This window comes from Comamonas aquatica NBRC 14918 (genome assembly GCF_000739875.1).
GTDB classification, from domain to species: Bacteria; Pseudomonadota; Gammaproteobacteria; order Burkholderiales; family Burkholderiaceae_C; genus Comamonas; species Comamonas aquatica.
The window spans coordinates 1-20,125 of sequence record NZ_BBJR01000042.1 but is presented as its reverse complement, the minus strand read 5'-3'; the positions used below and the strand labels follow the sequence as shown (position 1 = coordinate 20,125).

Sequence of the window (20,125 nt, the reverse complement as noted above, 5' to 3'; positions counted from 1 at the left end):
CGGCACGCCGCCATGGAACGCTGGCTGTCCAAGTCGCGCGTGTTGCTGGGGCTGTGCGCCCTGATGCTGATTGCGGCCTTCAACCGCCGGGACCCCATGGCCTACGGCGTGTTCCTGTTCCTGGCGGTGATCTGCACGCTGGGCTATCTGCTGCCCTGGCTGTCCTTGCGCGGCATGCAGCTGCGCTGGCTGGGACAGGAGGCGCCACAAGTGACCGAGGGCCAGGCCTACCCGCTGCACCTGGTGCTGGAGCGCCGTGCGCGCTGGCCAGCCTTTCTGGTCGAGATCGAGGCCGAGTGGGTCTGGGCCTCGCAACGCCTGGTCATGCGCCATACCGTGGCGCTGGTGCGCAGGGGGCGGTCGGTGGCGCTGGAGCAGCTGTGCACCTTTCCGTGCCGGGGGGGGGACCGGCTGCAGTCGGTGCGTCTGGCCAGCGGTTTCCCACTGGGCTTGCTGCGTGCGCAGCTGCAGATGCCCACGCCCGAGCTGGCGGTGCAGGTGCTGCCGCGGCCCAGTCCATTTGTCTGGCCCTTGCCTTGGACCGTGACGGCCGACCCGCAGGGCGAACGCTCGACACGCCACTTGGGGCCGTCCATGGAGCTGGGCCTGCTGCGCGCCTACCAGGATGGGGAGCCTCTGGGGCGCGTGAGCTGGCGCGCTTCGGCGCGTGCGGGGCAGTTGGTGATCCAGCACTTTCAGCAAACCGGCAGCCTGCGCTTGCATGTGCTGGTGGCCGTGCCCGATGCGCAGGCGTGCGGCCAGCCGGACAGCGACGGTGAGCAGACCATCCGCCTGGCTGCCGGCATCGTCGCTGCGGCGCAAGCCCACCATGTGCAACTGCGCTTGCACCTGCCGCCACATGCCGAGGCCCTGACCGATCCCGCGGCGGCCCTGCTGGCGCTGGCCGCCGCCCCGGCGGTGCCCGACAGCCTGCCGGTGGTGGTCCACCAAGCCTTGCCCCAACTGCAGGCCGGGGCGTCGGTGGCCGTGGTGCTGCCGGCCAGCCTGTCACCCCCGCAGGTGCTGCAGGCCCTGCAGGGCTTGCGGGCCCGAGGCGGGCCGGTGCTGGTGTGCCTGGCGCAAGGGGCAGCAGGGGCGGCAACGCCGCAGGTGCTGGCGCCGGCCTTGGCACAGGCCGGGTATCTGACCCATACGGAGGTGGCATGAATCTGTGGCGTCGCACGCCCGCGACCGCACCGAACTCGCCGCGGCTGGGCACGCGCGGTGTGGTGGTGTTGACCGCGCTGAGCTACTGGTGCACCTGCATGGCCCTGATGTACCTGAACCGCCGCGCCGGGGGCATGGGCTTTGGCTTGGTCGCCTGGTCGCTGTGGACCTGGTGGGGGTTCCAAGGGGCCTGGAAGCACGTGTTGGCCCAGGAAGCCCTGGCTGGGCGCAAGCGCAGCATCGCCATGGGCAGCGTGACCGCGCTGGTGGCCGTGTTGCTGTTCCCTGGGCTGTTGCGCGGGGGCGCCATCTTGTGGCTGTGCCTGTGCCTGTTGCTGATCACCGGGGCCCGCGCACCGCGCATGCGCACCGACCGTGATTTTTATCTGGCCTTGCTGGTGGTCATGACCGTGGGCTTTTGGCTGGCGACGGACTGGGCGGCCGACTGGACGCTGTGGTTCTACCTGGGGCCGGCCTGGCTGTGGGGGGCGCTGGCGTTGGCCTGGCACCATGCGGCCCAGGCCCCGTTGGCAGGCTGGAAGAAGATCGCGCTGGCCTGCGGTTTCATGGCACTGGTGGTCACCCTGACCAGCAGCCTGTTCCTGTGGGCACCGCGTCCACCGTCCCTGGGCTTTGGCTTTTTGCCCGGTGGGGATGTGCAGGGCTGGGCAGGTTCCCGGCCCGAGGCGGGCGAGGGGCCGGCGGCCTTGGGCGCAGGCGCGGCCCGCGGCTCGGGATCCGGGGGCGCGGGGGAGCAGGGCGGTGCCGGTCAGGCCGGGGCCTCGGATTGGCAGGCCCTGATCCATGCCATGCGCCACAGCGCACAGGATGGGAGCATTCCGCAGTGGCAGCGCCGTGCGATGCACGGTATGGCAGACCAGGGCCAGGCCCTGTTGGAGCGCTGGCACAGCCTGCAGCAGACGCTGTCCATCCCATACCCGCCCTGGTGGTGGCTGCTGGTGCTGGCCGCAGCCTGGTGTGGGTGGCACTGGCGACACCGGATCGGCGTGCAGCTGGGGCTGCTGGCGGCCTGGGGGCTGCAACCGGTGAGCCCCTGGTTGTCTATGCGCCTGTCCACGCGCAGCCTGGACTGGGCCCTGCACGGCAGGGGTTGCAGGGCTTTGCCCGGCGAGTCGCGGCGCGAGCATTGGCTGCGCTACCCCCATTGGCCCCAGGTGGCGCATGCCTGGGTGCTGCAGGTGCTGGATGCCTATGGCAGCGTGCGTTTTGGCGGCGCAGCGGCCACGACAGCCCAGGCCCAGCGCGTGCGCAAGGTGGTGGCCACGCTGGCGGACGTCCTGCATGAGCTGCCGACCATGCCCCGCCCGGTAGGCCCGGCACCGGGGCCTGCGCCACGCAGGGCCTAGCACGCGGCCGCGGGTGCAGTCCTGGCCGTCAGGTCACAGGGCGCCGCCAATCCCCAGCAAATGCTGCAGGGGCTGGGGGCGGCCATTGAGCTTGAAGCTGCCCTGGGAGAACTCCAGGGTGGCCTCCAGTGCATCGCCGCGCTTTTCCACCACGCCCTGGCTCAGCAGGGTCTTCATGCGCTTGACCACGCCGTCGTCGACGGCCGCCTGCAGCTGTTCTTCGCTCATCTCCTGGCCCAGTTGTTCCAGCAGGGTCAGGTAGTCGCTGCGCACCTTGGCGTCCAGCAGTTGCACCAGCATGGGCTGGGGCAGCAGTGCCTTGAACTGACCTTCAATGTCCGTGGCCGGGTTGAAGGCTTCGGGCTGCTGGCCCACGTAGGCAAGGCGCGCCGACAGCTCGGCCGGCCCGTCCGGGGTCTGCATCCCCAGGCGTGTGATGGCGAATTCGGGCTTGCCGGCCAGTAGCGTCGGCAGGCTGCGCAGCAGGGCGATGCCCTGGTCTTCTGCCGCCCCGTTGCCCTGGGCCCAGCGCATCCATTCGTCCAGCCAGGTGGCGTCGATGCGCTGCAGCTGCACGCTCGCCACCAGCTCGCTGGCGCTGTAGGCCGGGGTTTCCAGCTTGGCCATGCGCGTGTCCAGCCCCATGTCGACCGACTGGTCCTGCAGGCGGGTGGTGCTGTCCATCTGCAACTGCTGGATCTTGAACGCGTTGTCATCGCCGGGGTTCAGCACCGACAGCAGCCCCAGTTTGAACGAGACCGGGCCGTCCCAGAAGCTGTGGCCTTCGGGAATGCGGGAGTCGAAGGCCAGTTCGGCATCTTCCAGGTCCATGCGGCTGCCGTCTTCCGACTTGAGGCGCAGCACCGGCATGCGCACCTGCCCCTGGGCAGCGTGCTGTTCGGTCGACAGTGTCCAGTCGGCCTTGAGACCGCCCCAGGTCAGCGTCGAGCCGTCCGCGAAATGTGCCGTGAAGTGTGGCGAGGTCATGGCGTGGGTGGTGTTCCCCTGCCAGCCGACCAGAGTCACCCATTCCAGCGGGGCGCGGTCCTGCAGGGCTTCGATCAGTTCGGGCTCGCTGTCCTCGGGCAGCACAAAGCGCGACACCACCTTGCCCGCGCGGCCCAGGGGCCAGGGGCCGTGGACGATGTCGTGCGTGACCACGATGTCGTAGGTGTTCTCGGCATCGGCGAAGGACCACAGCGTCTGCGCCTGGGCTGTGACCAGGCCACGGTGGTATTCCAGGATCCGCACGGCAAAGCCATCTTCGGTGCTCCAGGTGTCGGCCGTCTGTTCAAACGCTGCTTGGATGCGCCCGCCGATGTAGTAGCTGGTCCCCAGTGCGCCGGCGATTGCCAGAGCGCCTGCGCAGAGAACGCCCATCGCCAGTTTTTTCATGATTGCCCCTTGTTGTCGTGCCGGTGCATGCCGCGCGGTCGCGTGGCGCCCAGCGATTCTAGAAAGCCCGGGCAGGGCCTGGGTGCACGCCGCCGCGCTGTTGTTTTTTGGCGCTGCGGCGGCCCCATACGGCGCGGCTACGCGCTGTCAGTCACTTTGACTTTAATAGCTGGTTGCGCATGCCGGACGCGCGCCAAAGCCGAAAAGTCTTGAAAGAAAAAAGGCTGCCCGCAGGCAGCCTCGGCGGACCCACACGCATGGCTTACTTGCCCCAGCTGTCCTTCAGGCCGGTGATCTTGTTGAACACGGGGCGGTCGGCGCTGTGGTCCTTGCGGTCGGCGACGAAGTAGCCAAAGCGTTCGAACTGGAACTTGTCGTCCGCCTGGGCGGTCTTCAGCGAAGGTTCGACGTAGGCGGTCACCACCTTCAGGCTGTCGGGGTTCAGCAAGGCCAGGAAGTCCTTGCCACCGGCGTCGGGCTGCGCATCGGTGAACAGGCGGTCGTACAGGCGCACTTCGGCCTGCAGGCCGTCGGCCACGCCCACCCAGGTGATGGCGGCCTTGACCTTGACGCTGTCGGCGCCGGGGGTGCCGCTCTTGGTGTCGGGCACCACGGTGGCCAGCACCTTGGTGATGGTGCCGTCGGCATCCTTTTCGCAGCCCGTGCACTCGATCACATAGCCGCCCTTCAGGCGCACCTTGTTGCCGGGGAACAGGCGCTTGTAGCCCTTGGGGGGCACTTCGGCAAAGTCCTCGCGCTCGATCCACACTTCGCGGCCCAGGGTGAAGTGGCGCTCCGGCACGGTGGTACCTTCGGCGTGGTGGGGCAAGGCGGGCAGGCTGCAGGCTTCCAGGTGCGCGGCATCGCCGAACACCTCGGCCCAGTTGGTCAGCTCCAGCTTCACGGGGTCCAGCACCACCATGGCGCGGTGGGCCTGGTTCTCCAGGTCTTCGCGCAGGCAGCCATCGAGTGTGGCGTAGTCGATCCAGCTGTAGTCCTTGGTCACGCCGATGCGTTCGCAGAAATTGCGGATGGACGCGGGGGTGTAGCCGCGGCGGCGCAGGCCGACGATGGTGGGCATGCGCGGGTCGTCCCAGCCGGTCAGCGTGCCGCTGTCGACCAGGTGCTTGAGCTTGCGCTTGGACGTGACCACATAGGTCAGGTTCAGGCGAGCAAATTCGTACTGGCGCGGCTGGGGCGCGGCGATCAGGCCGCCTTCACGCAGGTGGTCCAGCAGCCAGTCGTAGAACGGGCGTTGGTCTTCGAATTCCAGCGTGCAGATGCTGTGCGTGATGTGCTCCAGCGCGTCCTCGATGGGGTGGGCGAAGGTGTACATCGGGTAGATGCACCACTGGTTGCCGGTGTTGTGGTGCTCGGCATGGCGCACGCGGTAGATGGCCGGGTCGCGCAGGTTGATGTTGGGCGCTGCCATGTCAATCTTGGCTCGCAGCACGGCGGCGCCGTCGGCCAGCTGGCCGGCCTTCATGTCGGCGAAGCGCTGCAGGTTCTCGGCCACGCTGCGGTTGCGGAACGGGCTGTTCACGCCGGGGCGGGTGAAATCGCCGCGGTTGGCCTTCATGTCTTCGGCGGATTGCTCGTCCACATAGGCCAGGCCCTGCTCGATCAGGTAGACCGCGCAGCGGTGCATGAAGTCGAAGTAGTTGCTGGCGTAGTAGAGGTGGCTCTCGCCATTGGCACCTTGCCAGTCGAAGCCCAGCCATTGGACGGCATCCTTGATGCTGTCCACGTACTCCTGGTCTTCCTTCTCGGGGTTGGTGTCGTCAAAGCGCAGGTGGCACACACCGCCGTAGTCCTTGGCCAGGCCGAAGTTCAGGCAGATCGACTTGGCATGGCCCACGTGCAGGTAGCCATTGGGCTCGGGGGGGAAGCGGGTGCGGATCTTGGCCGCATCCACCTGGCCCAGGGCATGGTGGGCGGCATCACCGGGCGTGCCGCCCCAGTGACGTTGCGCGTGGGTGCCTTTTTCCAGGTCGGCTTCAATGATCTGGCGCAGGAAGTTGGTGGGCTTGACCACTTCCGGGGTGTCGTTGTTGGTGTTGGCGGGTGTGCTCATAGGGGGAAGATTGTAGGCCGGCTCGCGAGCAAGGGCGGCATGCGCGGGTGTTCTGCCTGGCGTACCCATGGCAGCAAGGCTTACGTTCTGATGCAGGCTCTTACGTTCTGTGTGACATCCAGGGCCGGGGCTCAGGCGTTGAAGAAGCACCGCGACATTGAAAGGACACAGACACATGGACCGAAACCTGGACACACTGCGCAGGCATGGCCGTCGCTGGCTGGCCGCCACCGGGCTCCTGGCCCTGGCGGCTGCGGGCAGCGCGCATGCTGGCGGTAATGTGGGCATCTCGGTGGGGATTCACGTGCCGGGTGCGCCCGTGTATGTGATGCCGCCACCTCCACCGCCGCGTGCGGTCTACTACGCGCCGCCGCCCCCGGCGGTGGTCTACCAGGCGCCCCCTGCCTACGGCTACTGGGCGCCCCCCCCACCGCGCGGCTATGGCTACTACCAGCCCTACAGGCCTTACAAGCACCACAAGCACTACCACCGCCACCACCGGCATGGCGACCGTGATTGAGGCTATGGCCAGCCGCTGAGCGCGGTATGACCCCGGACAAGGGCCGCATAATCGCGGCTCTTGTGCTTTTTACAGAGTGGTTGCAATGGCGAAGACCGTTTTTGTCCTGAATGGCCCGAATTTGAATTTGCTGGGCACGCGCGAACCCGCCGTGTACGGCGCGCAGACCCTGGCCGATGTGCAGACCCTGTGCGCGCAGGCCGCCCAGCGCCAGGGCTTGGCCCTGCGGTTTCACCAGAGCAACCACGAAGGCCAATTGATCGACTGGATCCACGAGGCCGGACAACTGCATGCGCGCGGTGAACTGGCGGGGCTGATCTTCAACGCCGGGGCCTACACCCACACCAGCGTTGCCCTGATGGATGCCGTCAAGGGCACGGGCGTGCCGCTGCTGGAGCTGCACATCAGCAATGTGCACGCCCGCGAAGCCTTCCGCCACCATTCCTACCTGTCACCGGTCGCGCGTGCCGTGGTCTGCGGCCTGGGCGTGGCGGGCTACAGCCTGGCGATCGACGCGGTGGCGCAGTGGTGAGTGGCGTGCCAATGACTGCGGAACCCGCCGACGATGTGCCTGTCTGGGTCCCCTGGGAGGGCCCGCAGGCCGACTATGAAGCCGTGGCGGCCGGCACGGTGCTGTCCCGCGAAGTGCAGCACTGGCTGCAGCAGGCCGAGCGCGTGGAGCACCCCCATGCGGGCGGAGCGGTGGTGCTGCACCACTGGGCGGCCACCGTGCCGAACGGCCTGGCGCCGGTGGTGCTGTTCCACGGCGGCAGCGGCAGCTGGACCCACTGGGTGCGCAGCATCGGCCCGCTGACCGAGGCCGGGCACGATGTCTGGGCGGTGGACCTGCCCGGCTTCGGCGATTCGGCCCCCTTGCCCGGCGTGATTGATGCCGACGGCATGCTGCCCGGCCTGGCACAGATGCTGGAGGAACAGTTTCCGCTGCAGGCCGTGCGGCTGGTGGGCTTTTCGTTCGGCGGCATGACCGCCGGCATGTTGGCGGCGGCCTATCCGCACCTGGTGCAGCAACTGGTGGTGGTCGGGGCGCCGGGTATTGGCCTGACGGACAAACACCCCTTCCGCCTCAAGGGCTGGCGCCACCTGGAGGCTGCGCAGGCCCAGCTGGCCCACCATGTCTTCAACATCGGGGCGCTGATGCTGCACGATGCCACGCGCATTGACCGCGATACCGTGGCCCTGCATGTGCACAACGTCTGGCGCGACCGCTTGCCACGCCGCCGCATCTCCAGCACCGACATCCTGGTGCGTTCGCTGTCGCAGGTGGAATGCCCGGTGGCCGCCATCTACGGCGCCGAGGATGCCCTGTACCCTGGCACGCTGGACCAGGTGGCGGCATGCATGGCCGCCGCCGCGCGCGAATGGCAGGGGCTGCAGCGCGTGGCCGGGGCGGGCCACTGGGTGCAGTACGAGCAGCCTGCCGCCTTCCACGCGGTGCTGCTGCCGCTGCTGGCCGGCTGAGGCGCGCCATGCGCTGGCACATCCCTGCAACCGAGTACAGCTGGACGGCGGTGCGCGCCCAGGGGGCCGGCGGGCAGAACGTCAACAAGGTCTCCAGCGCCGTGCACCTGCGCTTTGACATCCGGGCCTCGTCGCTGCCCGAGGATCTGAAGCAACGCCTGCTGGTCTGGCACGACCACCGCATCACCCAGGACGGGGTGGTCATCATCAAGGCCCAGGCTCACCGCACGCAGGAGCAGAACCTGCAGGACGCCGTCGCCCGCCTGCACGCCCTGGTGGCGCATGCCGGCCATGTGCCCAAGGCGCGCAAGGCCACGCGGCCCACCCTGGCGTCGCGCCAGCGCCGGGTGGAGACCAAGAAGCGCACGGCCGCCACCAAGGCCTTGCGTGGCAAGGTGCCGCTGGGTTGATTGGTTTGGTTTTTGGGACGGTTCGTATTGTTCTGAAGAACTAGTTTTTCTTGCGGGACAACCTACCATGCAAGCCATGGACCACACTGTCTCTTCCCCCTCGACCACCGACCGCTTGCCGGTCCTGTTTGTCTCGCACGGCTCGCCCATGTTTGCCCTGGAGGCCGGCGAGACCGGCCCGGCCCTGACCCGCTGGGGTCAGGCGCTGCGCCAGCGCCATCCGGGCTTGCGTGGCGTCGTCATCCTGTCGCCGCACTGGATGGCGCGCGGGGTGGAGGTGATGGCCCATGCGCAGCCCCCCACCTGGCATGACTTTGGCGGCTTCCCGCCCGCGCTGTACCGCTTGCAATACCCCGCGCCCGGCGCGCCGGTGCTGGCGCAGCAGGTGCAGGCCCGGCTGGCGCAGGCCGGCATCGCCGCCACGCTGAACCCCGAGCGTCCCCTGGACCATGGGGCCTGGGTGCCGCTGATGCACCTGCTGCCCCAGGCCGATGTGCCGGTGGTGCAGCTGGCCCTGCCCGTCGACGCGGATGCGCGGGCGGTGTATGCCCTGGGCCAGGCCCTGCAAGACCTGCGGTCACAGGGCGTGTTGCTGGTCGGCAGCGGCAGCATGACCCACAATCTGCGCGAGTTCTTTGGCGGTGAGCGCCAGGCGGCCAGCTATGTGGTCGAGTTCAGCCGCTGGGTGGAGCAGCAGGTGCAGGCCGGCGCCATCGATGCCTTGCTGGACTGGCAGCAGCAGGCCCCGCATGCCCTGCGCGCCCATCCGACGGACGAGCATTTTCTGCCCCTGTATTTCGCCCTGGGTGCCGGTGCCGGCAGCACGCCGCACTACCTGAGCCGCGAGGTGATGTACGGCATGCTGGCCATGGATGCCTTTGCCCTGCAGGATGAATAATTGATAGCTGCTAGCGCTTGATGAATAAGCGCTACAGCCCGTTTTGACTTGAATTTGAACACCCCCACCTGGGTGCCACGCGTGGCGCCGGAAAGACTGAAATGCTGAATCTGCCACTTCACCACCTCCACCGTCCGGCCGCAGCGGACACGTCCGCGCCCTGGCTGCTGGTGCTGATGCACGGGGTGGGCAGCAATGCCGACGACCTGTTTGGCCTGGCCGATGCCGTGCCGCCGCAGTTCCACGTGCTCAGCCTGCAGGCCCCGAATGTGATGGGGCCGCAGGCCTTCGCGTGGTTCATGTTTTCGGTGAACCCCGATGGCTCGCGCCACATCGATGTCGCCCAGGAGCAGCACAGCCGCGCCCTGGTGGCGCAGACCGTGGCCGCCGCCAGCGCCCAGCTGGGCATCCCGGCCGAGCGCGTGATCGTCGGCGGTTTCAGCCAGGGCGGCATCATGAGCCTGAGCCTGCTGCTGACCCAGCCGCAGCTGCTGCAGGGCATCTGCGTCTGGCACAGCCGGCTGCTGCCCGAGGTGCTGCCGCAGCAGGTGGCGGCGGACCAGTTGCAGGGGCGCGAGGTGTGGCTGAGCCATGGCACGGTGGACCAGGTCATTCCGCTGGGCAGCGCCCACGCCATCTGCCGCCATCTGGAAACCCTGTCCGTGGATTTGGTCTATAGGGAATACCCTTGCGCGCACAGCATCCACCCCCAGGAGCTGCGCGACAGCATGCAGTGGCTGGCACAGCGCACGGCGGCGTGAGTTGTAACGCCTGCCCGGGTCCGGAATTGCTGCGCCGCAGCACGACTTGGGTGTAGGGTTGTTACAGCCTGCGCCCCGCGACGGTGGTCACAATGGTCTTGCCTCAAGGGCAGTGGAGGTTCAGCTGCCCGGCCTGTAGTTGACGAAAGGATGGACATGTTTCCTGAATACCGTGACCAGATTGCCGATTTGCGTGCGAATGACCGCAATTTCAGTCGGCTGTATGACAAGCATTGCGCGCTCGACCAGCAGATTGAGCAGCTGGTGGCCCGCAAGTCCAACGATTTGCAACTGGAGATTGAGCGGCTGAAAAAGCAGAAGCTGGCGGTGAAAGAGCAGATTTACGCCATGCTGGTCAATGCGGCGCCCACCATGGCGCTGAAACAGTACAAGAATTACATGGACCAGGAGTGGCGCGAAACCGCAGCGCCGATGGCCTACCGAACGGCCTAGTTTCCCCATCCGGCAGCGCCGGCCCAACAAGCACCCTGCGGGGTGCTTTTTACATGGTGCGCGGTGTCGCAGAGCGCTGGAACAGGGCGTCCAGCAGTGGGCGCAAGGTCGGCTGGGCCTGGGCGAAGGCGGCGGGGGCCACCCAGTAGGCCTCGCAGGCCACGGCAAAAAACTCGGCCGGGTGCGTGGCGGCATAGGCATCCAGCCAGGGGGCGGGTTGGCCAAAGCGCTCGTGGGCGGCCAGGGCCTCACAAAAGTCCTCGTAGGCAGCCATCCAGATCCGGGACCAGTGCTGGCGCGCCTGCTGGGCCGAGCTGTGGCCCATGAAGCCGGCCGGCAGCGGCGGGCAGCCATCGGCACCGCCATGGGCCATGTCCAGCTTGTGCGCGAACTCGTGGATCACCACGTTGCTGCCAGCGCCCAATCCGGGGTGGCCGCCCGGCTGGATGGCCGACCAGCTGAGGGTGACCGGCCCGCGCTCCATGGCCTCGCCCATCAGGGTTTCGTAGTAATGGTGGACCACGCCGGCCTCGTCCACCACCGTGCGGCGTGCGACCATGTCATCGGGGTGGATCACGATGCCCACGAAGTCGTCGTACCAGCGCAAAGCCTGCTGGGGCGTGCCCCAGTGGATCAGCAGCACGCAGGCCTGGGTGGCGACGGACAAGGCCATGGCATCGGTGATGACCAGGCCGTGGGCGCCCGTGAACTCCTTGTGGTGCAGGAAATGCTGGCACAGCGCCCGCAATTGCCGCAGCTCATCCGGGGTGAGCTGCTGCAGGAAGGGGTGCGCATCCAGCGTGGCCTGCCACAGGCCATCCGGGATCGGCCGCGGCGCGCCGGGCGCGTGCGTGCGCCAGCGCTGCAACCCCTGGGCGATGCGGCGCCACCAGCTCATGCGCGGGGCACCGCCATCTCGAGGGCCAGGCGCTGCCAGCCCTGCGGGTCCACGCGCAGCACTTCGGCGCGGTGCGTGTGCGCATCCAGGTGCCAGTCGCTGAGCACGATGCGGGTGCGGGGGCGGCCCCGGGCATCGGCGGGCAGGGCATGGTCTGCCGGGCGGTGCGTGTGGCCGTGGATGAACCACTGCGTGTCCGTGGCGTCCATCCACTGCAAGGTGGCGGACAGGTCCACATCGGCGTATTCCGCGCCGCTGTCCTTGCGCAGTTGGCTTTCCGTGCGCATCGCCTTGCCCAGGGCACGGCGGGCGGCCAGCGGCTGGCCCAGTGTGTGCTGCATCCAGGCGGCAGAGCGGCTGAGGGCGCGGAATCTCTGGTAGTCCACATCCTCCAGGCACAGCGCGTCGCCGTGGCTCAGCAGGATGCGGCGTTCGCCCAGCACCAGCACGGTGGGGTCGCTCAAGCCGGTCATGCCGCTGCGTTGCAGGAAGGCAGCGCCGGCCAGGAAGTCGCGGTTGCCCACCATGAAGAACAAGGGCCGCTGGGCCGCGGCCTGCTGCAAGCTGGCGGCAGCGTCGGCTTCGAAGCTGCCGGGCTCGTCCAGCGTGTCGTCGCCCACCCACACTTCGAACAGGTCGCCCAGCATGAAGATGGCATCGGCGCGGGAGCTGCGCAGGTAGTGGCGCCAGGCATCGAGCGTGCCGGGCTCGGCCGGGTCCAGGTGCAGGTCGGAAATGAATTCGACCGTGTGCCAGTGCGCAGGGGCCACAAGCTCCTGCGCGGGCAACACGGTCGACAGGTGGTCGGCGGTCAAGACCTGGGCCAAACCAGCAACTTAGATGGCAACGGCCTTGTCGATGACCACGGCGTCGAACGGCACGTCGTCATGGAAGCCCTTGCGGGTGGTGCGCACCTTCTTGATGGCGTCGACGATTTCTTCACCCTTGACTACCTTGCCGAACACGGCGTAGCCCCAGCCTTGGGGGGTGGGGGTGGTGTGGTTCAGGAAGCCGTTGTCCACCACGTTGATGAAGAACTGGGCGGTGGCGCTGTGGGGGTCGCTGGTGCGGGCCATAGCCACGGTGTACTTGTCGTTCTTCAGGCCGTTCTTGGCTTCGTTCTCGATGGGGGCCTGGGCTTCCTTTTGCTTCATGTCAGGGGTCATGCCGCCGCCCTGGATCATGAAGTTCTTGATCACGCGGTGGAACACCGTGCCGTCGTAGAAGCCGGCGTTGACGTAGTTCAGGAAGTTTTCGGTGGACTTGGGGGCATTCACGGCGTCCAGTTCCAGGGTGATCACGCCCTGGGTGGCGGTGTCGGCCACGTTGATGGTGACGTGCAGCTCAACTTGAGGATTGCTCATGGGACAACTTTCTAGAAGGTTTGTACAAAAGGGAGGGGCGCGCCATCACTTGAGCAGCGTGGCTGCCGTGATGGTGACGGCCGTGGTGGGCACATTCTGGTGCATGCCACGGTTGCCGGTGGCCACGGTACGGATTTTGTCCACCACGGCTTGGCCTTGCACGACCTTGCCAAATACGGCGTAGCCATGGCCATCCGGCTGGGGGGCGTTCAGCATGTCGTTGTTGGCCACGTTGATGAAGAACTGCGCGGTGGCCGAATCGGGATTGCTGGTGCGGGCCATGGCAATCGTGTAGCGGTCGTTCTTCAGGCCGTTTTTGGCTTCCAGGGGAATGGCCGCGCGCGTGGGTTTTTGCTGCATGTCGGCGGTGAAGCCTCCGCCCTGAATCATGAAGCCGTCGATCACGCGGTGGAACACCGTGCCGTCGTAGTGCTTGTCGGCTACGTACTGCAGGAAGTTCTCGACCGTTTTGGGCGCCTTGGCAGGGTCCAGTTCAACCACGAAGTCGCCCAGCGAAGTGGTGAACTTGACACGGGTCTTGGCGATGTCGGCCGCGATGGCCCAGTGGGTGCTGGTGGTGGCCAGGACGGCGGCCAGGGACAGGGTGAGGGTTCTGCGGGACAGGGTCATGGCAGGGCGGCTCCTGAGCATTCGGAAAACGGGAAACAGATCGCGCAAGGGATCACGAAGGCCAGCCGGGCCGGCTGGTCACAGCCCTGTGGGAGTGCGCCACAGGGCAGAGGTTCCGTCAGCGCGCGCGCGGCTGCAGCATCTCGGTCAAGGTGGACAGCTTGAGTTGGAGCGCGCGGTTGTTGCTGTGCAGTTGCAGGGAGCGCTGGTAGGCATCGTGTGCCAGACGGGCATAGATGTCGCCCAGGTTCTCGTGGGCCACGGCGTAGTTGGGGTTGTTGCGCACCGCCATTTCCAGCGCGCTGCGGGCCTTGTCCAGCTGGCTCTGGCTGGCGTAGATCACGGCCAGGTTGTTGTAGGGCTCGGGCAGCTCGGGGTATTCCTCGATCAGGGCCTCGAACGTGGCGGTGGCAGCGGTCAGGTCGCCGGCCTGCGATTGCGCCACGCCCTTGAGAAAGCGCATCTGCGGATCGCGCGGGTTGCTGCCCAGGTACTGGTCGGCCTTGGCAATCGCTTCCGCCGTCTTGCCCGATTTGGCCAGGCTCGAGACATCGCCGTACACATCGGCGTGTACTGCGCCTGTCAACAGCAGGCCGGAAAGGGCCAGCAGGCGCAACAGGGGGCGGGTGCGGAGGACAGGAGACATGTAGGTGCTTTCCAAGGGGGACGGGAGATGGCCTGCGTGGCGGGCTTATACTGCGGAAGATTGTAGCTGAGGGGGTCAAGGCCATTTGCTGTCCGCAACCCTGTCGCAGGCTTTGGCCCGGCTGCACGGAGACGGCGCCGCGCACCGGCGTCTGTGCCGCTCCCACCCCATATTCCGTTTCTGACACTCCATGAGTTTGCGTATCTACAACACGCTGTCGCGTGCATTGGAGGCGTTTTCGCCGCTTGAACCTGGACACGTGCGCATGTACGTGTGCGGCATGACCGTGTACGACCTCTGCCACCTGGGCCACGCCCGTTCCATGGTGGCGTTTGACGTGGTGCAACGCTGGCTGCGTGCCAGCGGCTACCGCGTGACCTATGTGCGCAACATCACGGACATTGACGACAAGATCATCAAGCGCGCCGTGGAAAACGGCGAGACCATCCGCAGCCTGACCGATCGCATGATCGACGCGTTGCACCAGGATGCCGATGCCCTGGGCATCGAGCGCCCCACGCACGAGCCGCGCGCCACCGAGTACGTGCCGCAGATGCTGTCCATGATCGGTACGCTGCAGCAAAAGGGTCTGGCCTACCAGGCCGGCAACGGTGATGTGAACTTTGCCGTGCGCAAGTTTTCGGGCTACGGCAAGCTGTCCGGCAAGTCCCTGGATGAGCTGAACGCCGGCGAGCGCGTGGCCGTGGCCGATGGCAAGCACGATCCGCTGGACTTCGTGCTGTGGAAATCCTCCAAGCCCGAAGAGCCTGCCGACGTGAAATGGGCCAGCCCTTTTGGCGAAGGTCGCCCCGGCTGGCACATCGAGTGCTCGGCCATGGGCTGCGAGATGCTGGGCGAGAGCTTCGACATCCACGGCGGTGGTGCCGATCTGCAGTTCCCGCACCATGAGAACGAGATTGCCCAAAGCGAAGGCGCGACCGGCAAGCCGTTTGCCCAGACCTGGATGCACAACGGCTTCATCAACGTGGACAACGAGAAGATGTCCAAGTCGCTGGGCAACTTCTTCACCATCCGCGATGTACTGCAGGCGTACGACGCCGAGACCGTGCGTTTCTTCGTGGTGCGCAGCCACTACCGCAGCCCGCTGAACTATTCCGACGTGCACCTGGACGATGCGCGCAACGCTTTGAAGCGTCTGTACACCGCGCTGAGCCTGGTGGAGCCGGCCGCCGTGCAGATCGACTGGGCTTCGCCCTACGCCGCGCGCTTTCAGGCCGCCATGAACGAGGACTTCGGCACGCCCGAGGCGGTGGCTGTGCTGTTTGATCTGGCCGGCGAAGTGAACCGCAGCAAGTCGCCCGAGGTGGCGGGGCTGCTCAAGGCACTGGGGGCCTGCCTGGGGCTGCTGCAGGACGATCCGCAAAAGTTTTTGCAGGCGGGCGCTGCCGGCGTGGATGTCGCCGCCATCGAGGCGCAGATTGCCGCGCGTGCCACGGCCAAGGCTGAAAAGAATTGGGCAGAGGCCGACCGTATTCGCAAGGCCTTGCTGGAGCAGGGCATCGTGCTCAAGGACTCGCCCGCAGGCACCACCTGGGAGGCCGCCCAGTAAGCGCTGGGTGCGAGCATTCATGTCGCCCTCTCCCAAAGAATTGCCGGCCCTGCCGGCGCATGCGCCTGCTTACTGGGCCGAGGCCTGCAAGCACCTGGTCAAGAAGGACCGGGTCATGCGGCGCCTGATTCCCCAGTTCAGCGCCGAAGCCCTGCAGACGCGCGGCGACCCGTTCATCACGCTGGCGCGCTCGATCGTGGGCCAGCAGGTGTCGGTCAAGTCGGCCGCCTCGATCTGGAAGCGTTTCAGTGCCTTGCCGGCAGAGATGACGCCGGCCCAGGTGCTGCTGCTCAAGGTGGACGACATGCGCGCCGCCGGGCTGTCGGCGCGCAAGGTGGACTATCTGGTCGACCTGGCGCTGCACTTCACGCAAGGCCGCCTGCATGTGCAGGAATGGGCGCAGATGGACGACGAATCCATCATTGCCGAACTGACCACCATCCGTGGGATCGGCCGCTGGACGGCCGAAATGTTCCTGATTTTTTACCTGCTGCGCCCCAACGTTCTTCCGTTGGATGACGTGGGCTTGCTCAAGGGGATCAGCCAGAGTTATTTCTCGGGTGATCCGGTGAGCCGCAGCGATGCCCGTGAGGTGGCCGAGGCCTGGAAACCTTGGTGCACCGTGGCAACTTGGTATATTTGGCGCTCGCTCGACCCGCAGCCTGTGGCCTATTGATTGACTCTCAGGCCCCATTGCGCAGGCCGGGACAAGGAGAATTAACTTGGCGAAAAAGACCTTTCTGGATTTCGAACAGCCGATCGCTGAACTCGAATCCAAAATCGAAGAACTGCGTTACGTGCAGACCGAAAATGCAGTCGACATCTCGGAAGAGATCGACCAGCTGAGCAAGAAGAGCCAGCAGCTCACCAAAGACATCTACAGCGACCTGACGCCTTGGCAAGTCACCAAGATTGCGCGCCACCCCGAGCGTCCCTACACGCTTGACTATGTGCGCGAGTGCTTCACCGATTTCGTGGAAATGCACGGTGACCGCCACTTTGCCGACGACAAGTCGATCGTCGGTGGCCTGGCCCGCTTCAATGGTCAGCCCTGCATGGTCATAGGTCACCAAAAGGGCCGTGACACCAAGGAGCGCGCTCTGCGCAACTTCGGCATGACGCGCCCCGAAGGCTATCGCAAGGCCTTGCGTCTGATGAAGACGGCCGAGAAGTTCAAGCTGCCGGTGTTCACCTTCGTGGACACGCCCGGTGCTTTCCCGGGCATCGACGCCGAAGAGCGCAGCCAGTCCGAAGCGATCGGCCGCAACATCTACGAAATGGCCCAGCTGAAGACCCCCATCATCACCACCATCATTGGTGAAGGTGGTTCGGGCGGCGCCCTGGCAATTGCCGTGGCCGACCAGGTGCTGATGCTGCAGTACTCCGTGTACTCCGTGATCAGCCCCGAGGGTTGTGCGTCCATCCTGTGGAAGACCGGCGAGAAGGCGCCCGAGGCCGCCGAGGCCATGGGCATCACGGCCCACCGCCTGAAGGCCCTGGGCCTGGTCGACAAGATCGTCAACGAGCCCGTGGGCGGCGCCCACCGCGACCACAAGCACATGGGCAGCCTGCTCAAGCGCGCCCTGGGCGATGCCTGGCGCCAGCTGTCGGACCTCAAGCCCAAGGAATTGCAGGATCGCCGCTACGAGCGTCTGCAAAGCTACGGCCGCTTCTCCGACACCAAGGCCAGCTGATGCCGGGGCCGTGGAGACCCTCCACGGCGGCAGGCACTCCCTCGAATGGCCCTGCGGGGCCATTTTTTTTGGACATTCGGCTGTGTCAGAAAACGTAGCGGGTGGCGTGCGACAGATAAGGACTTTCAATACTTTGGATGTTGAAGTGACCGAGTGGCATGCGCTGACAGCTATCAAATGGTGATCAATATGAAAGGTGTGTGGTGACGGTTGCGGTCGATCAGGCCTTGCAGGCATGGATGCCAGCGCTGCCCCTGGCCGTGGCGTACAGCGGCGGGGCGGATTCCACCGCCTTGCTGTACGCCTGCGCCCGGCGCTGGCCGGGGCAGGTGTACGCCATCCATGTCCACCACGGCCTGCAGGCGGCGGCCGATGGTTTTGCTGCCCACTGCCGCCAGGCTTGTGACCAGTGGCAGGTGCCGCTGGTGGTGGCTGCCGTGGATGCGCGGCACCAGCCCGGCCAAAGTCCGGAAGATGCCGCACGCCGCCACCGCTATGCCGCCCTGGCGGCGCAGGCGCGCACGGCCTTCGACCGGCCCATGGCCAGCGTGGCCCTGGCCCAGCATGCCGACGACCAGGTGGAAACCTTGCTGCTGGCCCTGTCGCGCGGGGCTGGTGTGGCAGGGCTGGCGGCCATGCCGGCGCAGTGGCAGCGCGATGGTCTGCACTGGCACCGGCCGTTGCTGGGGGTGAGTGCGGCCGACATTCGCCAAGGCCTGCTCGACCAGGGCATCGCCTGGATCGACGATCCCACCAATACCGACCTGCGCTACACGCGCAACCGCATTCGCCAGCAGTTGCTGCCGGTGCTGGAGCAGGTGTTTCCGCAGTTTCGGGACACGTTTGCGCGCAGCAGTGCCCACGCGGCCCAGGCCAAGCAGCTGCAGCAGGAGCTGGCGCAGCTGGACCTGCAGGCGATTGGCGTGCCGCCGCGCATTCAGGCGCTGCAGCAGCTCAGCCCGGTCCGCCAGGCCAATGTGCTGCGGCATTGGCTGTTGCAGCACCACCAGGCGACCCCGACGGCGGCGCAGCTGCAGGAGCTGCTGCGACAGATCGGTGCATGCCAAACGCGGGGGCACCGTATCCATATCAAGGTGGGCTACGGGTTTGCCGTAAGGAATGGTGCGAACCTCGGTTGGTACAATCCCTGAGTTTTGGTCCCAATCTTTGAGTACGAAAACCGGCGGCGCGCCAAAACACGCTTTCATCCAACAGCGCCGTGGCAAGCAGTTTCGTCACCCCAATATCCAATGGCACTGATCGTTCATAAATACGGCGGCACCTCGATGGGCTCTCCCGAGCGCATCCGCAACGTCGCCAAGCGTGTGGCCAAGTGGGCTCGGGCGGGTCACCAGATGGTGGTTGTGCCCAGCGCCATGAGTGGCGAAACCAACCGTTTGCTGGGTCTGGCCAGCGAGCTGGCGCCTTCTTCTGCCAAGACCTCCTACTACCGCGAGCTGGACATGCTGGCCGCCACCGGCGAGCAAGCTTCGTCGGCGCTGCTGGCGATTGCCCTGCAGGCCGAAGGCATGGATGCCATCAGCTACGCCGGCTGGCAAGTGCCTGTGCGCACCGACAGCGCCTTCACCAAGGCCCGCATCGAGTCGATCGACGATGTCCGCGTGCGCAAGGATCTGGATGCCGGTCGCGTTGTCATCATCACTGGCTTCCAGGGTATCGATCCCGAAGGCCACGTCACCACCTTGGGCCGTGGCGGCTCGGACACCTCGGCCGTGGCCGTGGCAGCGGCGATGAAGGCCGACGAGTGCCTGATCTATACCGATGTGGATGGCGTCTACACCACCGACCCCCGCGTGGTGCCTGCTGCCAAGCGCCTGGGTACCGTGAGCTTTGAGGAAATGCTGGAAATGGCCAGCCTCGGCTCCAAGGTACTGCAAATCCGTTCCGTGGAATTCGCGGGCAAGTACAAAGTGCCCATGCGCGTGCTCTCCAGCTTCACGCCCTGGGACATTGACTTGGCCGAAGAAGCCAAGTCCGGCACCCTGATTACTTTTGAGGAAGACGAAAAAATGGAAAAGGCCGTCGTTTCCGGCATCGCATTCAACCGCGGCGAAGCCAAGATCTCCGTGCTCGGTGTGCCCGACACCCCTGGTATCGCTGCTGGCATCCTGGGTCCTGTGGCCGATGCCAACATCGAAGTCGATGTGATCATTCAGAACATCTCCAAGGATGGCAAGACCGATTTCTCCTTCACCGTGAACCAGGGCGACTACCAGCGTGCCCTGGAATTGCTGCGCGACAAGGTGGCGCCTGCGCTGGGCGCTTCTGAAGTGGTGGGCAATACCAACATCGCCAAGGTCAGCATCGTCGGTATCGGCATGCGCAGCCATGTGGGTGTGGCCTCCACCATGTTCCGTGCGCTGAGCCAAGAGGGCGTGAACATCCAGATGATCTCGACCTCCGAAATCAAGACCTCGGTGGTGATCGACGAGAAGTACCTGGAACTGGCTGTGCGCGCCTTGCACACAGCGTTTGGCTTGGACAAGAGCGAATAATTTTCGCAACTTTCCAAAAACGCTCAAAAAAGCTGTTTACAATAACGTCATTCCGGAAACGTGACCGAGTGGCCGAAGGTGCTCCCCTGCTAAGGGAGTATGGGGTGTAGAGCCTCATCGAGGGTTCGAATCCCTCCGTTTCCGCCAAATGCAAGAAAGAAGCTCGCAAAAGCTTCTTTCTTTATGGTGAAAAGGTTTGAAGAATTTCCTAAAAATTTTAGGGTTAGAAATTCTGGTATAGTTCAAAGCTTCGCTGATCACGGCGAAGCAAGAAATCTGAAGC

The 20,125-nt window shown here is 65.8% G+C and carries 21 protein-coding genes and 1 tRNA gene; 15 read left to right on the top strand and 7 right to left on the bottom strand.

Features of this window, described 5'->3' with window-relative positions; all coding sequences use genetic code 11:
• The first annotated feature begins 12 nt into the window (after positions 1-12).
• Together CA2_RS09040 and CA2_RS09035 are read left to right on the top strand one after the other, a co-directional pair.
• Positions 13-1,167, top strand: coding sequence for a DUF58 domain-containing protein (locus CA2_RS09040; RefSeq protein ID WP_042415626.1), 1,155 nt, complete (start codon positions 13-15; stop codon positions 1,165-1,167).
• Positions 1,164-2,534, top strand: coding sequence for a hypothetical protein (locus tag CA2_RS09035; RefSeq protein WP_042415624.1), 1,371 nt, complete (start codon positions 1,164-1,166; stop codon positions 2,532-2,534). The genes CA2_RS09040 and CA2_RS09035 overlap by 4 nt, the downstream gene beginning before the upstream one ends.
• Before the next feature lie 33 nt (positions 2,535-2,567).
• On the opposite strand, the gene CA2_RS09030 is transcribed toward CA2_RS09035, so the two are convergent.
• Together CA2_RS09030 and CA2_RS09025 are read right to left on the bottom strand one after the other, a co-directional pair.
• Positions 2,568-3,929 (bottom strand): DUF945 family protein, encoded by a 1,362-nt coding sequence (locus CA2_RS09030; protein WP_042415622.1) that lies wholly within the window; start codon positions 3,927-3,929, stop codon positions 2,568-2,570.
• Between the two features lie 262 nt (positions 3,930-4,191).
• Positions 4,192-6,003, bottom strand: coding sequence for a glutamine--tRNA ligase/YqeY domain fusion protein (locus CA2_RS09025; RefSeq protein ID WP_042415620.1), 1,812 nt, complete (start codon positions 6,001-6,003; stop codon positions 4,192-4,194).
• Positions 6,004-6,178: 175 nt separating this feature from the next.
• On the opposite strand from CA2_RS09025, the gene CA2_RS09020 reads away from it, so the two are divergent.
• From CA2_RS09020 to CA2_RS08990, 7 genes are all read left to right on the top strand, one after another.
• The gene (locus tag CA2_RS09020) at positions 6,179-6,523 is read left to right on the top strand and encodes a hypothetical protein (RefSeq protein ID WP_154164976.1); all 345 of its coding nucleotides are present in this window, start codon (positions 6,179-6,181) and stop codon (positions 6,521-6,523) included.
• Positions 6,524-6,608: 85 nt separating this feature from the next.
• Positions 6,609-7,055: a type II 3-dehydroquinate dehydratase gene (gene aroQ / locus CA2_RS09015; protein WP_042415618.1), complete on the top strand. Its 447-nt coding sequence runs from the start codon at positions 6,609-6,611 to the stop codon at positions 7,053-7,055.
• Positions 7,056-7,066: 11 nt separating this feature from the next.
• Entirely contained in the window at positions 7,067-8,002 is a 936-nt protein-coding gene (locus CA2_RS09010) for an alpha/beta fold hydrolase (RefSeq protein ID WP_081888932.1), read from the top strand.
• A gap of 8 nt (positions 8,003-8,010) precedes the next feature.
• Positions 8,011-8,412, top strand: coding sequence for an alternative ribosome rescue aminoacyl-tRNA hydrolase ArfB (gene arfB, locus CA2_RS09005; protein ID WP_042415616.1), 402 nt, complete (start codon positions 8,011-8,013; stop codon positions 8,410-8,412).
• Positions 8,413-8,488: 76 nt separating this feature from the next.
• Positions 8,489-9,310 carry a DODA-type extradiol aromatic ring-opening family dioxygenase gene (locus CA2_RS09000; RefSeq protein WP_042415770.1) on the top strand — a complete coding sequence of 274 codons (822 nt, stop codon included), beginning with the start codon at positions 8,489-8,491 and terminating at the stop codon, positions 9,308-9,310.
• 101 nt (positions 9,311-9,411) lie between these two features.
• On the top strand, positions 9,412-10,071 hold the full coding sequence (locus CA2_RS08995) for an alpha/beta hydrolase (protein ID WP_042415613.1): 660 nt from the start codon (positions 9,412-9,414) through the stop codon (positions 10,069-10,071).
• A 156-nt stretch (positions 10,072-10,227) separates the two neighbouring features.
• Positions 10,228-10,524 (top strand): DUF465 domain-containing protein, encoded by a 297-nt coding sequence (locus CA2_RS08990; protein ID WP_081888938.1) that lies wholly within the window; start codon positions 10,228-10,230, stop codon positions 10,522-10,524.
• Between the two features lie 49 nt (positions 10,525-10,573).
• On the opposite strand, the gene CA2_RS08985 is transcribed toward CA2_RS08990, so the two are convergent.
• The 5 genes from CA2_RS08985 to CA2_RS08965 form a co-directional block, all read right to left on the bottom strand.
• On the bottom strand, positions 10,574-11,422 hold the full coding sequence (locus CA2_RS08985; protein ID WP_042415610.1) for a M90 family metallopeptidase: 849 nt from the start codon (positions 11,420-11,422) through the stop codon (positions 10,574-10,576).
• A complete protein-coding gene (locus tag CA2_RS08980; protein WP_439708932.1) occupies positions 11,419-12,249 on the bottom strand; it encodes a UDP-2,3-diacylglucosamine diphosphatase in 831 nt (276 codons plus the stop codon). The genes CA2_RS08985 and CA2_RS08980 overlap by 4 nt, the downstream gene beginning before the upstream one ends.
• Positions 12,250-12,258: 9 nt before the next feature.
• On the bottom strand, positions 12,259-12,786 hold the full coding sequence (locus tag CA2_RS08975; RefSeq protein ID WP_042415607.1) for a peptidylprolyl isomerase: 528 nt from the start codon (positions 12,784-12,786) through the stop codon (positions 12,259-12,261).
• A 45-nt stretch (positions 12,787-12,831) separates the two neighbouring features.
• A complete protein-coding gene (locus CA2_RS08970) occupies positions 12,832-13,416 on the bottom strand; it encodes a peptidylprolyl isomerase (RefSeq protein WP_042415604.1) in 585 nt (194 codons plus the stop codon).
• Positions 13,417-13,534: 118 nt separating this feature from the next.
• Complete coding sequence (locus CA2_RS08965) at positions 13,535-14,062, bottom strand: tetratricopeptide repeat protein (protein ID WP_042415765.1); 528 nt, start codon at positions 14,060-14,062, stop codon at positions 13,535-13,537.
• 190 nt (positions 14,063-14,252) lie between these two features.
• Here CA2_RS08965 and cysS point away from each other — a divergent pair, with 190 nt between their 5' ends.
• The 6 genes from cysS to CA2_RS08935 all read left to right on the top strand — a co-directional run bounded on the left by cysS (position 14,253) and on the right by CA2_RS08935 (position 19,989).
• A complete protein-coding gene (gene cysS / locus CA2_RS08960; RefSeq protein ID WP_042415601.1) occupies positions 14,253-15,632 on the top strand; it encodes a cysteine--tRNA ligase in 1,380 nt (459 codons plus the stop codon).
• Positions 15,633-15,651: 19 nt separating this feature from the next.
• Entirely contained in the window at positions 15,652-16,308 is a 657-nt protein-coding gene (locus CA2_RS08955) for a DNA-3-methyladenine glycosylase family protein (RefSeq protein WP_042415598.1), read from the top strand.
• A gap of 46 nt (positions 16,309-16,354) precedes the next feature.
• On the top strand, positions 16,355-17,326 hold the full coding sequence (locus CA2_RS08950) for an acetyl-CoA carboxylase carboxyltransferase subunit alpha (RefSeq protein ID WP_042415595.1): 972 nt from the start codon (positions 16,355-16,357) through the stop codon (positions 17,324-17,326).
• Between the two features lie 203 nt (positions 17,327-17,529).
• A complete protein-coding gene (tilS, locus tag CA2_RS08945; protein WP_042415763.1) occupies positions 17,530-18,477 on the top strand; it encodes a tRNA lysidine(34) synthetase TilS in 948 nt (315 codons plus the stop codon).
• Positions 18,478-18,576: 99 nt separating this feature from the next.
• Complete coding sequence (locus CA2_RS08940) at positions 18,577-19,842, top strand: aspartate kinase (protein ID WP_042415592.1); 1,266 nt, start codon at positions 18,577-18,579, stop codon at positions 19,840-19,842.
• Between the two features lie 54 nt (positions 19,843-19,896).
• A tRNA-Ser gene (locus tag CA2_RS08935) sits at positions 19,897-19,989 on the top strand.
• Positions 19,990-20,125: the final 136 nt, after the last annotated feature.

Bases quoted from the DNA above. Each gene is read 5' to 3' on its own strand.
- CA2_RS09040 (WP_042415626.1), top strand. From the start codon at position 13: ATGGAACGCTGGCTGTCCAAGTCGCGCGTGTTGCTGGGGCTGTGCGCC.
- CA2_RS09035 (WP_042415624.1), top strand. From the start codon at position 1,164: ATGAATCTGTGGCGTCGCACGCCCGCGACCGCACCGAACTCGCCGCGG.
- CA2_RS09030 (WP_042415622.1), bottom strand. From the start codon at position 3,929: ATGAAAAAACTGGCGATGGGCGTTCTCTGCGCAGGCGCTCTGGCAATC.
- CA2_RS09025 (WP_042415620.1), bottom strand. From the start codon at position 6,003: ATGAGCACACCCGCCAACACCAACAACGACACCCCGGAAGTGGTCAAG.
- CA2_RS09020 (WP_154164976.1), top strand. From the start codon at position 6,179: ATGGACCGAAACCTGGACACACTGCGCAGGCATGGCCGTCGCTGGCTG.
- aroQ (WP_042415618.1), top strand. From the start codon at position 6,609: ATGGCGAAGACCGTTTTTGTCCTGAATGGCCCGAATTTGAATTTGCTG.
- CA2_RS09010 (WP_081888932.1), top strand. From the start codon at position 7,067: ATGACTGCGGAACCCGCCGACGATGTGCCTGTCTGGGTCCCCTGGGAG.
- arfB (WP_042415616.1), top strand. From the start codon at position 8,011: ATGCGCTGGCACATCCCTGCAACCGAGTACAGCTGGACGGCGGTGCGC.
- CA2_RS09000 (WP_042415770.1), top strand. From the start codon at position 8,489: ATGGACCACACTGTCTCTTCCCCCTCGACCACCGACCGCTTGCCGGTC.
- CA2_RS08995 (WP_042415613.1), top strand. From the start codon at position 9,412: ATGCTGAATCTGCCACTTCACCACCTCCACCGTCCGGCCGCAGCGGAC.
- CA2_RS08990 (WP_081888938.1), top strand. From the start codon at position 10,228: ATGTTTCCTGAATACCGTGACCAGATTGCCGATTTGCGTGCGAATGAC.
- CA2_RS08985 (WP_042415610.1), bottom strand. From the start codon at position 11,422: ATGAGCTGGTGGCGCCGCATCGCCCAGGGGTTGCAGCGCTGGCGCACG.
- CA2_RS08975 (WP_042415607.1), bottom strand. From the start codon at position 12,786: ATGAGCAATCCTCAAGTTGAGCTGCACGTCACCATCAACGTGGCCGAC.
- CA2_RS08970 (WP_042415604.1), bottom strand. From the start codon at position 13,416: ATGACCCTGTCCCGCAGAACCCTCACCCTGTCCCTGGCCGCCGTCCTG.
- CA2_RS08965 (WP_042415765.1), bottom strand. From the start codon at position 14,062: ATGTCTCCTGTCCTCCGCACCCGCCCCCTGTTGCGCCTGCTGGCCCTT.
- cysS (WP_042415601.1), top strand. From the start codon at position 14,253: ATGAGTTTGCGTATCTACAACACGCTGTCGCGTGCATTGGAGGCGTTT.
- CA2_RS08955 (WP_042415598.1), top strand. From the start codon at position 15,652: ATGTCGCCCTCTCCCAAAGAATTGCCGGCCCTGCCGGCGCATGCGCCT.
- CA2_RS08940 (WP_042415592.1), top strand. From the start codon at position 18,577: ATGGCACTGATCGTTCATAAATACGGCGGCACCTCGATGGGCTCTCCC.